The organism is Streptomyces albus subsp. albus, from assembly GCF_000719865.1.
GTDB lineage: Bacteria > Actinomycetota > Actinomycetes > Streptomycetales > Streptomycetaceae > Streptomyces > Streptomyces albus_E.
On sequence record NZ_JOID01000016.1, the window covers coordinates 211,237 to 226,752 of the forward strand.

Here is a 15,516-nt window from a genome sequence, read left to right on the forward strand (position 1 = left end):
TCCCGCGTCCCGGTCACGCGCTCCCGGCCCTGGAATTCCGCCTCCGGGATTCCGGGCCCCGGTCCCGCGGGCCGGAGCCCCGCCGCCGCCCCGGCACCGTTCGGGCCACCGCCCCGTTCCGGCCACCGCTCCATTTCCGGCCCGTCCCCGTCCCCGTTCTCGCCGCCACCCCGTTCCCGTCCCGACCCGCCGCCCCGCTCCCGTTCCCGTCCCGGCTCCCGGCTCCCGGCCCCGCACCGGACACCCTCCGGCCGGTCCCCGGCACCCCGGCTCCCCACCGGCGGTGTCCCGGCCGAGAGACGACCGGCCAACCGAACACCATTCGTCCCGCAGAACAGAGGAGTCCCGTGTCCGACAGCACCCGTCCCGCGCCGCGCCGTCCCGGCTCGGCCGCCCTCGCCCTGATCGGCGAGCCCGTGCCCGCCGACGACCCGGCCGACGCCTCCCCGCACGCCTTCCCCGACGGCGGCACCTGGCGTACCGAGGTGCCGTCGGTGGAGGGCCCCGAGGCGCTGGCGACCGTCCTCAAGGAGTCCGCCCGGCTGGACGTACCGATCCACCGCATCAGCCAGGGCAGCGGCATCTGGATGCTCACCGACGACGAGATCACCGAGATGGCCGGTGCCTGCGCCGAACGGGACATCGAGCTCTGCCTGTTCACCGGACCGCGCGGCACCTGGGACATCGGCGCCGCCACCCGCACCGACTCGCGCGGCGGCGGTCTGCGCGCCCGCGGCCACGACGGGCTCGCCGGCTGCGTGGAGGATGCCGTCCGCGCCACCGAACTCGGCGTGCCCTGCCTGCTCGTCGCCGACGAGGGCGTGCTGTGGACGCTGCACCGGCTGCGCGAGCGGGGCGTCCTGCCGGCGGAGACCACCTTCAAGGTCTCCGCGCTCGTCGGCCCGGTCAACCCCGCCTCGTACGCGGTGTGGGAGCGGCTCGGCGCCGACTCCATCAACATCCCCTCGGATCTCTCCTTCGACCAGCTCACCGAGATCCGCCGGGCCGGCCGGGCGCCGATGGACCTCTACATCGAGGCACCGGACGACCTCGGCGGCTACGTCCGGATGTACGACACCGGCGAGCTGATCCGCCGCGGCGCCCCCGTCTACCTCAAGTTCGGGCTGAGCAAGGCGCCCGGCATCTACCCCTACGGGGCCCACATGCGCGACGTCACCCTCGACACCGCCCGGGAGCGGGTGCGCCGCGGCCGGCTCGTCCTGGACCTGCTGGCGCGGCACGGGGCGGACGGCGGCATGTCCCCCCTCGGCTCACGCCTCCCGGGGAAGCTGCGGCGCTTCCCCGCCGACCAGGACTCCTGAACACCCCGGCCCCACCCCGCCCCACCCGCCCCACCACGGAAGGAACCACCACCATGCGCATCACCAGAGGCCTCGGCGCCGCGACGGCGGCGCTTCTCCTCACCTCCGCGCTCGGCGCCTGCGGCCAGGACTCCACCGGCGTCGACGACGACGGCAAGAAGGACGCCAAGGGCGGCACCATCGGCCTGGCCATGCCCACCAAGTCGTCCGAGCGCTGGATAGCCGACGGCCGGAACATGGCCGAGCAGTTCCGGGCCAAGGGCTACAAGACCGACCTCCAGTACGGCAACGACGACGTCGACGAGCAGGTCGCCCAGATCGAGAACATGATCGCCAAGGGGCACGACCTCCTCGTCATCGCGGCGATCGACAGCGCGGCGCTCACCAATGTGCTGGACCGGGCGGCCGAGGCGAACATCCCCGTCATCGCCTACGACCGGCTGCTGATGGGCACCGAACACGTCGACTACTACGCCACGTTCGACAACTTCAAGGTCGGCGTGCAGCAGGGCACGTACATCGCCGACAAGCTCGGGCTGAAGGAGGAGGGCGGCGAGAAGGGCCCCTTCACCATCGAGCTGTTCGCGGGCTCCCCCGACGACAACAACACCCGCTTCTTCTTCAACGGCGCGATGAGCGTGCTGAAGCCGTACATCGACGACAAGAAGCTCGTCGTCCGCTCCAAGCAGACCAAGCTCAACCAGATCACCACCCTCCGCTGGGACGGCGGCACGGCGCAGCGCCGGATGGACGACCTGCTGAGCAAGTCCTACACCTCGGCCGAGCTGGACGCCGTGCTCTCCCCGTACGACGGGATCTCCATCGGCATCCTCTCCGCGCTCAAGAGCGTGGGCTACGGCAGCAAGGACAAGCCGTACCCGGTGATCACCGGGCAGGACGCCGAGAAGGCCTCCGTGAAGTCGATCATCGCGGGTGAGCAGACCCAGACCATCTACAAGGACACCCGGAAGCTGGCCAAGGCCACCGTCCAGATGGGCCACGCGATGCTGACCGGCGGCAAGCCGGAGGTCAACGACACCAAGACCTACGACAACGGCAAGAAGGTCGTGCCGGCCTACCTCCTCCAGCCGGTGAGCATCGACAAGTCCAACACCCAGCTGCTCGTCGACGAGGGCTACTACAAAGCCTCCGAGCTGAAGTAAGGGACGGCGGTCATCATGCAAGCGGCCACCGGCACGGCGGGCGGCCCGGGGGCGGCGCCACCCGGGCACCCCGTGCTCGAGATGCGCTCCATCACCAAGACGTTCCCGGGCGTCAAGGCCCTGTCCGGCGTCGAACTCACCGTGCGCGAGGGGGAGATCCACGCGATCTGCGGGGAGAACGGCGCCGGGAAGTCCACCCTGATGAAGGTCCTCAGCGGGGTCCACCCGCACGGCGGTTACGAGGGCGAGATCGTCTTCCGCGGCGAGCCCTGCGCCTTCAAGGACATCCGGGCCAGTGAGCGGCGCGGGATCGTCATCATCCACCAGGAGCTCGCCCTCGTCCCCTATCTCTCCATCGCGGAGAACATCTTCCTCGGCAACGAGCACGCCACCCGCGGGGTGATCAACTGGAACGACACCCTGGGGCACGCCCGCCGGCTGCTGCGGCGGGTCGGGCTCACCGACTCCCCGCACACCCGGATCGCCGACATCGGCGTGGGCAAGCAGCAGCTCGTGGAGATCGCCAAGGCGCTCGCCAAGGAGGTGAAGCTCCTCATCCTCGACGAGCCCACCGCCGCGCTCAACGACGCGGACAGCGCCAAACTCCTCGATCTGCTGCTGGAGTTCAAGGCGCAGGGCATCTCCTGCATCCTCATCTCGCACAAGCTGAACGAGATCCGGCGGGTCGCCGACTCCGTGACCGTCCTGCGGGACGGCCGGACCATCGAGACCCTCACCGTCCGGGAGACCGCCGACGCGGAACCGGCCGTCTCCGAGGAGCGGATCATCCGCGGCATGGTCGGCCGCGACCTGGATCACCGCTTCCCGGAGCGCACCCACTACACGGGCCCGGGCGCCGGGGAGACGGCCCTGCGGATCGCGGACTGGACCGTGCACCACCCCATCGACCAGCAGCGGAAGGTGGTCGACGGGGTGTCCCTGGAGGTGCGGCGCGGCGAGATCGTCGGCATCGCCGGGCTGATGGGCGCGGGCCGCACCGAGCTGGCGATGAGCGTCTTCGGGCGCAGCTACGGGCGGCACGCCGCGGGCCGGGTCCTGCTGCACGGCAAGGAGGTCTCCACGCGGACCGTGCCGGAAGCCGTCGCGCACGGCATCGCGTACGTCACCGAGGACCGCAAGACCTACGGGCTCAACCTCGGTGACGACGTGGCCCGCAACATCTCCATCGCCTCGCTGCCCAAGGTCGCCCGGCGCGGTGTCGTCAGCGAGCACGAGGAGGCCCGGGTCGCCGAGCGGTTTCGGGCGTCGATGAACATCAAGACCCCCACGGTGTTCGAGACCGTGAACCGGCTGAGCGGCGGCAACCAGCAGAAGGTCGTCCTCAGCAAATGGATCTTCGCGGGCCCCGAGGTGCTGATCCTCGACGAACCCACCCGCGGCATCGACGTGGGGGCGAAGTACGAGATCTACACGGTCATCAACGATCTCGCCGCCCAGGGCAAGGCCGTGGTCTTCATCTCCTCCGAGCTGCCGGAGCTGCTGGGGATGTGCGACCGGATCTACACGATGGCCGCCGGCCGGCTCACCGGGGAGATCCCCCGGGCCGAGGCCACCCAGGAAGTGCTGATGCGCCACATGACCATGGACAGGGGACGGACCCGATGAGCACCACGACCATCACCAAGGACGAGGGACCGGCGCCGGGTCCGGGCTCCGGCCCGGGCGCCGGGGGCGGCGCCGGGTCCGGACTCGCCGCGGCGCTGCTGCGCGGTGTCCGCGCCAATATGCGGCAGTACGGGATGCTGCTCGCGCTGGCGCTGATCGTCGTGCTGTTCCAGGTCTGGACGGACGGCATCCTGCTGAAGCCGCAGAACGTCACCAACCTGGTCCAGCAGAACAGCTACATCCTCATCCTGGCCATCGGCATGATGATCGTGATCATCGCGGGCCACATCGATCTGTCCGTCGGCTCGCTGGCCGCCTTCGTGGGCTCCGCCGCGGGCGTGATGATGATCAAGAACGACATGCCGTGGGTGCTCGCGCTGGTGCTCTGCCTGCTCATCGGCGCCGCCGCCGGGGCCTGGCAGGGCTTCTGGATCGCCTATATCGGCATCCCGTCCTTCATCGTCACCCTCGCCGGGATGCTGCTGTTCCGCGGCGCCACCCAGATCCTGCTGGAGGGCCAGACCCTGCGGCCCTTCCCGGACGGCTTCCAGTCCCTGGGCAACGGCTTCATCCCCGAGCTGGGCCCGGACACCAACTACCACAACGCGACGCTGCTCATCGGCCTCGGCGTGGTCGTCTTCGTGCTGTGGCGGGAGTGGAGCGACCGCCGCCAGCAGCAGCGGTACGAGCTGGACGTCATCCCGATGGGGCTCTTCGTCGCCAAGTGCACCGCCCTGGTGGCGGCGGTCGTGGCCTTCACGCTGACCCTGGCGAGCTACCACGGCACACCGGTCGTGCTGCTCATCCTCGTGGGCCTGCTGATGGCCCTGGGCTTCGTGATGCGCAACGCGATCATCGGCCGGCACGTCTACGCCCTCGGCGGCAACCAGGCGGCGGCCAAGCTGTCCGGCGTCAAGGACAAGCGCGTCACCTTCCTGGTCTTCGTGAACATGGGGGTCCTCGCGGCCCTGGCGGGAGTCGTCTACGCGGCCCGGCTGACCGCAGCCACCCCCAACGCCGGTATCAACTTCGAACTGGAGGCCATCGCCGCCGCCTTCATCGGCGGTGCCTCGGCCACCGGCGGCGTCGGCACCGTCCTCGGCGCCATCATCGGCGGCCTGGTGCTCGGCGTGCTCAACAACGGTATGTCCCTGGTCGGCATCGGCTCGGACTACCAGCAGGTCATCAAGGGTCTGGTGCTTCTCGCGGCCGTCGGCTTCGACGTCTGGAACAAGCGCCGGGTCGGTTCGTAGCCGGCCGCGGACGGCCCCGGGCCACGCCCCGGGGCCGAGCACCCTCTGCCCGTTTGTCCCCTTGTCCCCTTTGAGAGGATCGGCACGGCATGACATCGAGACGCACGGTGATAGCGGCTGCGGCCGCTGGATTGGCGGCAGGCATGACGACACCAGGCGCGGCGCAGGCCCGGGACCGGGCCGGAGTCGCAAGCGGCGGCGAGGCCGGGGCCGGGGCCGGGATCGCGGGGGAGGCCGGACCCGCGGGGCGGGGACTCCCCACCCGGGAGGGCTTCGGCAGCCTCCCGGACGGCACCAAGGTCGACCGCTGGACCCTCGCCCGCGGCGGCACCCGGCTGCGGGTGCTGTCGTACGGCGGGATCGTCCAGTCCCTGGAGATCCCCGACCGGCACGGCCGCACGGCCAATGTCTCCCTCGGCTTCGCGGACCTCGCCTCGTACACCGAGAACAGCCCGTTCTTCGGCGCGCTGATCGGCCGCTACGGCAACCGCATCGCCGAAGGCCGCTTCACCCTCGACGGCAAGGAGTACCAACTCCCGCTCAACGACGGGGAGAACAGCCTGCACGGCGGCGACCGGGGCTTCGACAAGCGGGTCTGGGACATCGAGCCCTTCGCGCGGGACGGCGAGGCGGGCCTGACCCTCACCCGGGTCAGCCCGGACGGCGAGATGGGCTACCCGGGCGAGCTGACGGTGCGGGTGGACTACATCCTGACCTCCCGCGGGGACTTCCGCATCGTCTACGAGGCGACCACGGACGCCCCCACGGTCGTCAACCTCACCAACCACACGTACTTCAACCTCGGCGGCGAGGGCACCGGCACCGTCCTGGACCACGAACTGCGGCTCGACGCCTCCCGCATCACCCCGGTGGACGCCTCGCTCATCCCCACCGGCAAGCTCCTCCCCGTGGCCGGCACCCCCTTCGACTTCCGCCGCGCGAAGCCGATCGGCCGGGACCTCCGCGAGGGGCACGAGCAGGTGCTGTACGGCCGGGGCATCGACCACAACTACGTGCTGGACAAGGGCAAGACCGGCCGCCCGCGCCACGCGATGACGGTCACCGACCCGCGCTCGGGCCGCACCATGCGGATCGCCACCACCGAGCCGGGCGTGCAGCTCTACACCGGCAACTTCCTGGACGCCACCTACGCCGGCACCTCCGGCCGGGTCTACCGCCAGGGCGACGGCTTCTGCCTGGAGACCCAGCACTTCCCGGACTCCCCGAACCAGCCGTCGTTCCCGTCCACGGTCCTCCGCCCCGGCGAGACCTACCGCTCGGAGACGGTCCACTCCTTCTCGGCCCGCTGACCACCCGGCCCGGGCCTCCGCCTCATGGGGGCGAGGCGGAGGCCCGGAGCGGGATGAGTCGAGCCGGACTCAGCGCGCTCGTTCAGCGGAACCAGCCCCAGATCGGTGACACAGCGGCGGCAGGCATACCACCGGCACCCCGCACCGAGCCCCGCCTCGACGCCCCGGACCGGCACGGTGTCCGGAGCGAGCAGCTCGTGCCACGCGCACCATCGCAGCCTCACCGCCCGGCCGCGTCCCGGTCCCGGCGGGCCCGCGCGACCGACTCGATCAGACCGATCGGATCCGCTCCGGGGAGCGGCGGAAACTCCGCGACGTGGCCGGGACAGGCGTACACAACGGCCCCGGTGGCAGCACCGTCCCGCGCGCCGACCCGCACCAGTTGACCGAGGTGACCGCACCGCGCACACTGCCTCACCGGGCGGACCCTCCGGTGGCGAGGGCCGCCGCGTAGGCCCCGTACAGGGCATCGGCGTCCGTCAGCACGGCGGGCTCGGCAGTCGGTGGAACGATCCACGTGCGCCGGTGCCGGGTGTGCGGCGCGACCACGCGCGGGTGAGGCACATCGACCTGCTCGGCCCGGGCCAGCACCCGGGCGCCGGGCAGGTCCCAGCCATCGACCGCGCCCACCGGCACCATCACCTCGACGCCCTTCGGGCCGAGCAGGACGGGACCGACCTCCCCGAGGTTCTGCAGGATCTGCACGGTCCGCCACCCCTCGGCGGCCGGCAGCCGGACGACGTCCCAGGCGACCCCCACCGGCACCGTGACGAGCTCGTCCGCCAGCCACGCGACGGCCGCCTGCCCGGGACTGCCACCCGCACGGCGGATCCACTCCAGCGCGGACACGGGTGGCGTGCCGGACGGGGCACTGCGATCGGTGGTGGACACGTCGGCACTCCCGGTCTCTCAGTGATCGATACATCACCGAGAGTAGGAATGCGCCGTGCCCGCCACCATGGCACTTTCTCTCGGGGCTGGGTGGATGTACCAGGCACCGGGGCCAAGGGCCCGCGTCACACGGGGACACCGATCGCGTCGGCGAGTTCCCGCATCTCCGTTGTCAGCGTCCTCCGGCGACCGATGATCCGGCTGGTGATGTCGCGCGCGTACCGCTGCTGCCGCAGCCACTCCGGTCGTTCCGCGCGGAGCTCCTGCAGAATCCGCATCGCCTCTTCGTGCTGCCTCAGCCGCGCATGAGCATCCGCGACATCGAGCCGGTGCCGGGCGTGGCTGCTGCTCGGCGGTATATCCGCCGGCATCCTCGCCGCCAGGCGGAGGACCGTCTCCGGCCGGCCCTGGACAGCGGCGTGCTCGACCGCGTACTGCTGCACCCGCAGCGGCCCGAACCGGCGCATGCGGTCCACCTCGGCGACGTCATCCCGGCCCAGCGCGGCCGCCGCGGCCCGGGCCAGCCGCAGTGCGTCCGCCGCCTCCCCGGGGCGGTTGTCCCGCACCGCTGCCGCGCCCGTGCGCAGCAGCATCCAACCCCATGCGGCGAGTTCGGCCGGGGTGGCGCGGGACATGCGGGGCTCTGTCTCGTCCGCCCACCGCACGGACAGTTTCCGCGCCTCCTCCAACCGGCCCTGGCGGAGCATGAGCCAGGCCATGGTGCTGACCGTGGCGGCACCGTCCAGCCGGTCCGGGGCCATGTCCAGCGCACGGTCGAGGGCTGCGGCCGCGCCCTCGTACTGCCGTGTCTGCGTCAGCAGCCACCCGGCGAGTTGGAGCACTCGGACCTGTACGGCGCGGGTCCGGCGGTCGGTGCCGGTCAGTGCGTCGGCGTCCCGGATCAGCGGAGGAACCACGGTCGCCAGGCCGCTCAAATTCACGGTGGCGAAGAGCGGTTCGGCTACGGCGAGAGCCCTGGAAACGCCTGCTGTGGTGGGCTCTTCGTCCAGGGTGTCGGCGGGCGGGGCCAGAAGCGCAGCCCGTACCGGCGACCACTGGTCCGTTGTGGCGGCGTCCGCCGGGTCGGCGTCTCGCCGCAGGAGCCGCGCCGTGGGGACCCGGAGCGCGACGGCCAGCAGCCGCGCCGTTTCCATCCTCGTGCCGGCCACTTCGCCCTGCTCCAGTTTTCGGATGAGGGACAGGGAAACGCCGGACGAACCGGCCAGCTCACGTTGCGTCAAACCGCGCCGCTTGCGAACATCGCGCACTCGCGCGCCGATGTGGGTGTCGGTGTGCTCGGTCATTGCGCCCTCCGTTCCGCCGGACCTTCAAAACCGTATTCCCAGCCGGGCTTGGAGGGTGGCGAATGTCCCTTCGTCGTCACTCGGCCGGGGTGACCATGCCCCGTGTACGGTCGACACTCGACCGAGGCGAGGTCGGCGCGACCACTGCGTTCCTGATCGTCACCCTGCTCTTCCCGGTCACCTCCCCGCTGGAAGCCGGCCATCGGTTTCCTGCAGCTTCCTGCGGCCATCCCCCCGTAAAACAGCACCAGCCGTGAACACCCCCGCGCCAGCGGGAAAGATGTGCCGTACTGGGCGGCGGCGGTGCGCGGGAGCGCTGTCTGGACCGGCGAAGCGGATGCAGCCTGCGTCCTGCCCCCCGACGCGGGGTGAGACGGAGGCTCGGGCCGTTGCCGGTTCCGCGAGCGGGCTCGCTGTGTGCAGAGGCAGGCGTTGTGCGCAGCTGCCTCTGCTCGCGGGCGGAAGACTGCTCATCTGTACTTCGATGTACATCACCAACATGGGCGGAGGTGCGGTGTGTCCCTTGCGCAAATCGACATTGATGACGACGCCCTGCGGCGGGTCATGGCGCTCTCGAAGGCGAGGACGAAGAAGGAAGCGGTGAACCTCGCGCTCCACTTCTACGTCGAGCAGCAGGAGCGGGCGGCCCGCATCAGTCGCCACTTCGAGCGGGCGCGGGAGTGGGGAGCTGTCGAGGACGCCGAGGCTCTGCACCAGGCGGAGAAGCGCACCCGGTGAGACGCGGTCGACGCCGGAGCCATGGCGTCCTGCTATCCGCAGCGCACCGAGTTTCTGTACAGCGCCCGGAACGGTCGCGAGTACGGCGAGATCGCCGAGATGTTCGCGGATCTCTACTCGGACGTGTCGGTGAACGCTGGACGCTGGATCGGCGCGGTGCGGCACCACATGGCCCAAGCCGGCGAGTACCGCAGGGATCTGCTGCCGGTCACCACCGACCGGGCCTCCGCCATGCCGGTCAGCAGCGGTCCGGGCGCCCCCGGAGCACCATGGCCGGGCGGCTGCCTCCCCGGCACCGCCGCCGGGGGCAACATGGCCCCACTGCAACCTGGTCCCTCCACGTCCCTCGCCTCCTCCGGTTCGTGAAAAGGTGTTGCGTCACATGCGACACACGAGCCACGAGGGGACGCCATGTCGCTGAGAAGCGCGCCGACAGCTCGTCAGGAGCGGCTGGGCGCCGAGTTGCGGAAGATGCGCGAGGCCGCGGGGGTCACGGCCCGCGACACCGCGAAACTTCTGGGGGTGGACCCCGCCAAGGTCAGCCATATCGAGGCAGGGCGGCTGGGGGTCAGCGAGGAGCGGCTGCGGCGGCTCGCGGCGTTCTACTCCTGCGGCGACAGCGCGCTCATCGACGCCCTCGTGGCCATCACCTACGAACAGCGCGGCCAGGGCTGGTGGGAGGCGTACCGGGGCGTGCTGCCCGCCCCGCTGCTGGACCTCTCCGAGCTGGAGCACCACGCGACCCGGCTCCGCACCATCCAGATCACCCACATCCCCGGCCTGTTACAGACCGAGGCGTACGCCCGCACCATCTTCGGCGCCGCCCTGCCCCCGCTGCCCAAGACGGAGCTGGAGGCCCGCGTCGCGCACCGCATGGAGCGGCAGTCCGTCCTGAGCCGGCACCGCACGTCCCCCTACGAGGTGGTCATCCACGAGGCCGCGCTGCGCATGCGCTTCGGCGGCCGCGCGGTGGTGCGCGAGCAGTTGAAGACCCTGCTGAGCCTGAGCGATCAGCCGTACATCAGCCTGCGCGTGATCCCCTTCGCCTCCGAGGCGCACATCGGGTCCGGGCACGCGATGCTCTACGCCTGCGGGCCCGTACCGCAGCTCGACAGCGTGCAGGTCGACGCCGCGCACGGCATGGGGCTGCTCCACACCGAGCCGCAACTGCGGAAGTACCGGACGCTCTTCGATGCCATCCACGCGGCGGCGCTCGGGGAGACCGAGTCGCGCGCCTTCATCCAGTCCGTCGTGGGCGAGCTGTGAAGGATCATCCGTTGGCCGAGAAGACCATCTGGCAGAAGTCGTCCTACTCGCAGGAGGAGGGCGAGTGCGTCGAACTCGCCGCTGCCGGGCCCGCCGTCGTCGCCCTTCGCGAGAGCGATCACCCGGGTGCGGTTCTCACTCTCCGCCGCACCGTGCTCGGCGCTCTGCTGCGCGGGGTCAAGGCCGGGGAGTTCGACGGTCCGGCTGCTCGCGGACGCAGAAGCCGGCCGCACTGACGCGGGCACATGGAGCGGACCCGGGTCCAGCCCGCCCTGCGGGGTTCAGGGCCCGGGTCCGCTCCGCCGCCGTACCGTCAGGCGTAGGACGCGAGAAGTGCGTCGAGCGTCCACACCCCGGCCTCGATTCCCGAGGTCCGGGCCAGGTACCGGTCGCGCTCGACGAGGATGTTGAGATCGCCGCAGCCCAGACGGTTGCAGGCGTGCTCGATCAGGCTGCTGCCCGTCCGTCCTCCCGCGAGCAGGGTCTCCAGGTGAGCGGCGTTCCACTCGACCTCGTTCAGCGCCCAGGGTGCCGTGCCGTCCACCACCGTCCGGAGGACCGCGGCGAAGCGCTCGGCGCAGGCCCGGCGCGCCTTGCCGTCCGGTAACTGAGCGATGTGGTTCCCGGTCTCGATCACCGCTGTCACCGGGAGCAGCAGCGTGCAGTTCCGGGCCTCGCGCTTGCGGCGCAAGTCCTGGGCCACCTGCTCCCGGTCCTGGCACTTGCCGGGGACCCCGAGGAGGTTGCAGAGGACGGAGGTGTCGACGAACTCGACTCTGCGCGCCACGTTTCACCCGATTCCGAGCAGCCGGTCGAACTCGGTGTAGTCGCGGTCGCCGCGGTCCCGCTGCTCCAGCCGGCCCTGCGTCACCACCTCGCCGAGGGTTCCGGCCGCCATGGCCGCCGGATAGCCCTCCAGTTCCGTGAGCCGGCCGAGGCGGCTGGTGCCGGTCTCCCGGTCGCGCGTGCAGACGACGACGCCTTCGTGGTCGGCGCTGTCGAGGGCCGTGAGCAGAGCCGGGCTGTGTGTGGTGATCAGGACCTGGGTGCTGTTCTCGGCGCTGGCCTGGCGGACCAGTTGCAGTACCTCGGAAGCCTGCGAGGGGTGCAGTCCGTTCTCCAGTTCCTCGATCACCAGCATCAGGGAGCGCTCGGTCTGCTCCGGGAGCCGAGACCCCAGGTCGAGGCCGCTGCCACCGGTGAGCAGTGAGGTGGCCACCGCCAGGAAGCGCAGCATGCCGTCGCTCATCTCCCTGGCCGGGGTGAGCCCGAATCGTCCCTCGTCCAGGGCCAGCATCACATCGCCCAGTTCGGACCTGGTGACCGCCAGTTTCTCGATGTCGTGATCGGTCAGGCCCCGCAGCAGTTCCACCAGCCGCTGGAACAGGCCCGGCTCCCGGCGTTGGAGGTCTCCCACCGCGGCGGACAGATTCTCCGCCGTGCGCCGCAGATGCACGTCGCGCGCCGGCACGTACTGGCGCATGAGGTGCGGCACCGGGTCGAGATGAAAGACCCCCGTGAGCGCCGAGAGCACCGTCTCGGCGCACCACAGGGTGTCCTGTTCGCCCGTGGTCTCGCCGACCAGGCGGCCGGGGACCTGTGAGGTGAGGAGTCTTGACGCGCGGAACATCATCCGGGGGTTCCGGCCCGGCTTGCCGTTGTGCACGGTCGCCACTACGGGGCCGGGCCCGCCCGGTTCGGTCATCTCCAGTACGGCCTTCCGGCCGCGGTGCGTCGGGCCGGTGATGCGCTCGGAGACGATCCGGACCTCCGGCTCCACCTGGACCGTGACGTCGAGATCGACCAGCCACCGCTCGCCCGACTCCTCCCGCCGCACGGTGCAGCCGAGAGTGAAGTGATCCGAGCCGTGCGGCACACAGCCGGCCAGCCCGCCCCGCACCGGCCCGGACTCGCCGCGACGGCTCTCCAGCGCCTCGACGACGTCCTCGCCCCGCGCCAGACGGGACAGGACTTCCAGGCCGTCGAGAGCATTGGACTTGCCGCTGCTGTTCCGGCCGATCAGGACGGTGAGCGGCGCGAGCGGAAGCACTTCGTCACGGAAACTCTTGAACGCGGTGAGACGGACCTCTTGGATCGTCTGGACTGTCACGTTGTCAAGCTACCGCAGGCCGGGCCGGGTCCTCTGCCTGCTGCGCGCGGCCAGGGCCGGGGCAGGGTCCGGAGGGCTGATCCGCGCACGGCCCGGCGGGCTATGCCCGGGCGGTGCCCAGTTCGCACCAGACGCCCTTGCCCCGGCGGTCGCCCAGGCCGGGCGGGCCGCCCCGTACATGGCCCCAGGCATCGGCGAGGGCGGCGACCAGGGCGAGGCCGCGGCCGCCCTCGTCGTCCGCCCGGGCGCTGCGCGGGGCGGGTGCGGACGGGTTGGCGTCGTAGACGCTGATCCTCACGAGGGTCGGCTCGACCACCAGCCACAGCAGGGAGCCGATTCCAGAACCGGAGCCGCCGCCCTTGTCGGTGTGCACATAGGAGTTCGTGACCAGTTCGGAGGTGCACAGAGCCGCGCTGTCGGTGATGTGCCGCAGGTCCAGCGAGCGCAGGACACTCGTCACGAAGTCCCGGGCGATCTTCGGGACGGTGACCTGCGGCGGACAGCACAGGGCGTAGGTGTGGGGCTCCATGCCTCTCCTCTCCCCTGGGAGAGGGACACCGCAACCGCATTGCCACTACCGATGGTGTGAATCGCGTCACGGAACGTAGAAGGCGGGAGGGGAGCGGAGCACGGAGATCCCTTCCGATACGGGTGAGGGCTGCGGATCGGTGGGCGGGTCCGTCCGGTGGTGCGGTGTGCCGGTGGAACGGAGCCGTACGGAGTGGGGCGTACTGCCCGGTGGGCGCGGGCCCCGTACCGGAGGGAGTGCCCAACGGCTGTTCGGCGTACAGCCGTTGGGCACGTGTGTGGGCGGTGCCGGAGCGGCCGGGGTCTGTCCGGCCCCGGCCGGTCCGGTCCGGTTCGGTCCGCTCCGGTTCGGTCCGCTCCGGTTCGGTCGGCTCCGTCAGACCAGGCGGATGACGTTCCAGGACAGGGGCTCCAGCACCGTGCGCAGCGCGCCGTCCACCAGGGTGGTGCCCTCCGCCGCGTGCGGGGTGACGCGCTCCGGGTCGGCCAGGGTGTTGCGGGCCTCCGGGTCGGCGTCGGCCAGCACGCTGTGCTCGGCGACCCGTTCGAGCGCCAGGCCTTGCAGCACGACCTTCAGCGGCAGGGGTTCGGTCTGGCTGCGGTTGACGGCGAAGACGGTGACCGCGCCCGTCTCCTCGTCCTGTACGGCCGTGGCGTGCAGCAACGGAACCTCTCCGTAGCGCGCGGTCTTCTGCACCGGCCCGACCGGGTCGACCGTCAGGACCCGGCCGCGCCCGTACCGCGACGCTTGAGCGAAGGGATAGAAGGTGGTCTGCCGCCAGGCGGGGCCGCCGGGTTCGGTGAGGATCGGGGCGATGACGTTGACGAGCTGGGCGAGGCAGGCGACGGTCACCCGGTCCGCGTGCCGGAGCAGCGCGATGAGCAGTGAGCCGAAGACGACGGCGTCGGTGACGCTGTAGTTGTCCTCCAGCAGCCGCGGCGCCTCCTCCCAGGTGCCCGGGTTCCGCTCGGCCTCCTCCTGGAAGCGGGAGAGGTACCAGACGTTCCACTCGTCGAAGGAGAGGTTGATGCGCTTCTTCGACTTGAGCCGGGCGCCGACGTGGTCGCAGGTGGCGATCACGTTCTCGATGAAGGACTCCATGTCGACGGCGGAGGCGAGGAAGGAGTCCCGGTCGCCGTCCTTCTCCTCGTAGTAGGCGTGCAGGGAGATGTGGTCGACGAGGTCGTAGCACTCCGCCAGGACGGTGGCCTCCCAGGCGGCGAAGGTCGGCATGTACTGGCCGGAGCTGCCGCAGGCGACCAGCTCCAGGTCCGGGTCGATCTGCCGCATCGCGCGGGCGGTCTCGGCGGCCAGCCGGCCGTACTCCTCCGCCGTCTTGTGGCCGGTCTGCCAGGGGCCGTCCATCTCGTTGCCGAGACACCAGAGGCGGATGCCGTACGGGTCCTTCGCCCCGTGCGCGATGCGGCGCTCGGAGAGTTCGGTGCCGCCGGGGTGGTTGGCGTACTCCAGGAGTTCGACGGCCTCGGCGACGCCGCGGGTGCCGAGGTTGACGGCCATCATGGGCTCGCCGCCGGCCTTCGCGACGAAGTCCATGTACTCGGCGAGGCCGAAGCGGTTGGTCTCGGTGGAGCGCCAGGCGAGGTCGAGGCGGCGCGGCCGGTCCTCCGCCGGGCCGGTGCCGTCCTCCCACTTGTAGCCGGAGACGAAGTTCCCGCCGGGGTAGCGGATGGCGGTCACCCCGAGTTCGCGGACCAGTTCGAGGACGTCGGTGCGGAGGCCCGCCTCGTCGGCGGCGGGGTGGCCGGGTTCGTACACGCCCGTGTAGACGCAGCGGCCCAAGTGCTCGACGAAGGAGCCGAAGAGGCGGGGGTTGACGTCGCCGACGGTGAAGTCGGGGTCAAGGGTGATGCGGGCGGTGCGGGCGGTGCGGGCGGTCATGGAGGCCTTTCGGTCCGGGGACGGGAGGCGGGAAGCGGGGGGACGGGGGTACGGCGGTACGAGGGCCGGGCCCGCGTGCCGGGTGCGGTGCCGGGCCCGGCCGGG

Annotated in this window: 15 protein-coding genes; 9 read left to right on the top strand and 6 right to left on the bottom strand. The window is 71.2% G+C overall.

The annotated features are described in order from the left end of the window. The first annotated feature begins 347 nt into the window (after positions 1 to 347). The 5 genes from IF83_RS0118280 (at position 348) to IF83_RS0118300 (ending at position 6,674) form a co-directional block, all read left to right on the top strand. On the top strand, positions 348 to 1,322 hold the full coding sequence (locus IF83_RS0118280) for a hypothetical protein (protein ID WP_030545403.1): 975 nt from the start codon (positions 348 to 350) through the stop codon (positions 1,320 to 1,322). Between the two features lie 53 nt (positions 1,323 to 1,375). Further along, entirely contained in the window at positions 1,376 to 2,485 is a 1,110-nt protein-coding gene (chvE, locus tag IF83_RS0118285) for a multiple monosaccharide ABC transporter substrate-binding protein (RefSeq protein WP_030545405.1), read from the top strand. Positions 2,486 to 2,500: 15 nt separating this feature from the next. Beyond that, on the top strand, positions 2,501 to 4,111 hold the full coding sequence (gene mmsA / locus IF83_RS0118290) for a multiple monosaccharide ABC transporter ATP-binding protein (RefSeq protein WP_051722892.1): 1,611 nt from the start codon (positions 2,501 to 2,503) through the stop codon (positions 4,109 to 4,111). Continuing rightward, positions 4,108 to 5,364: a multiple monosaccharide ABC transporter permease gene (gene mmsB / locus IF83_RS0118295; protein WP_030545409.1), complete on the top strand. Its 1,257-nt coding sequence runs from the start codon at positions 4,108 to 4,110 to the stop codon at positions 5,362 to 5,364. Before mmsA ends, mmsB begins: the two co-directional genes overlap by 4 nt. Before the next feature lie 143 nt (positions 5,365 to 5,507). Further along, a complete protein-coding gene (locus tag IF83_RS0118300; RefSeq protein ID WP_244177116.1) occupies positions 5,508 to 6,674 on the top strand; it encodes an aldose epimerase family protein in 1,167 nt (388 codons plus the stop codon). A gap of 414 nt (positions 6,675 to 7,088) precedes the next feature. On the opposite strand, the gene IF83_RS0118310 is transcribed toward IF83_RS0118300, so the two are convergent. Further along, entirely contained in the window at positions 7,089 to 7,565 is a 477-nt protein-coding gene (locus IF83_RS0118310) for a hypothetical protein (protein ID WP_244177117.1), read from the bottom strand. 125 nt (positions 7,566 to 7,690) lie between these two features. Beyond that, a complete protein-coding gene (locus tag IF83_RS0118315; RefSeq protein ID WP_030545415.1) occupies positions 7,691 to 8,869 on the bottom strand; it encodes a helix-turn-helix domain-containing protein in 1,179 nt (392 codons plus the stop codon). Positions 8,870 to 9,385: 516 nt separating this feature from the next. On the opposite strand from IF83_RS0118315, the gene IF83_RS0118320 reads away from it, so the two are divergent. From IF83_RS0118320 to IF83_RS0118335, 4 genes are read left to right on the top strand one after another with little or no spacing between them, the layout of a single operon-like run. Then, positions 9,386 to 9,607, top strand: a complete 222-nt coding sequence (locus IF83_RS0118320; RefSeq protein ID WP_030545417.1) for a type II toxin-antitoxin system VapB family antitoxin — start codon at positions 9,386 to 9,388, stop codon at positions 9,605 to 9,607. A 21-nt stretch (positions 9,608 to 9,628) separates the two neighbouring features. Continuing rightward, positions 9,629 to 9,973 (top strand): PIN domain-containing protein, encoded by a 345-nt coding sequence (locus IF83_RS34860; RefSeq protein WP_244177118.1) that lies wholly within the window; start codon positions 9,629 to 9,631, stop codon positions 9,971 to 9,973. A 45-nt stretch (positions 9,974 to 10,018) separates the two neighbouring features. Further along, positions 10,019 to 10,873 (top strand): helix-turn-helix domain-containing protein, encoded by an 855-nt coding sequence (locus IF83_RS0118330; RefSeq protein WP_030545421.1) that lies wholly within the window; start codon positions 10,019 to 10,021, stop codon positions 10,871 to 10,873. Positions 10,874 to 10,884: 11 nt separating this feature from the next. Further along, positions 10,885 to 11,109 (top strand): DUF397 domain-containing protein, encoded by a 225-nt coding sequence (locus tag IF83_RS0118335; RefSeq protein ID WP_037680368.1) that lies wholly within the window; start codon positions 10,885 to 10,887, stop codon positions 11,107 to 11,109. 77 nt (positions 11,110 to 11,186) lie between these two features. On the opposite strand, the gene IF83_RS0118340 is transcribed toward IF83_RS0118335, so the two are convergent. The 4 genes from IF83_RS0118340 to arfA all read right to left on the bottom strand — a co-directional run bounded on the left by IF83_RS0118340 (position 11,187) and on the right by arfA (position 15,411). Then, positions 11,187 to 11,660: a hypothetical protein gene (locus IF83_RS0118340; RefSeq protein WP_030545425.1), complete on the bottom strand. Its 474-nt coding sequence runs from the start codon at positions 11,658 to 11,660 to the stop codon at positions 11,187 to 11,189. Between the two features lie 3 nt (positions 11,661 to 11,663). After that, positions 11,664 to 12,983 carry an AAA family ATPase gene (locus tag IF83_RS0118345; protein WP_030545427.1) on the bottom strand — a complete coding sequence of 440 codons (1,320 nt, stop codon included), beginning with the start codon at positions 12,981 to 12,983 and terminating at the stop codon, positions 11,664 to 11,666. Between the two features lie 100 nt (positions 12,984 to 13,083). After that, positions 13,084 to 13,512, bottom strand: coding sequence for an ATP-binding protein (locus IF83_RS0118350; protein ID WP_037680370.1), 429 nt, complete (start codon positions 13,510 to 13,512; stop codon positions 13,084 to 13,086). A 375-nt stretch (positions 13,513 to 13,887) separates the two neighbouring features. Then, positions 13,888 to 15,411, bottom strand: a complete 1,524-nt coding sequence (gene arfA / locus IF83_RS0118355; protein ID WP_030545431.1) for an arabinosylfuranosidase ArfA — start codon at positions 15,409 to 15,411, stop codon at positions 13,888 to 13,890. Positions 15,412 to 15,516: the final 105 nt, after the last annotated feature.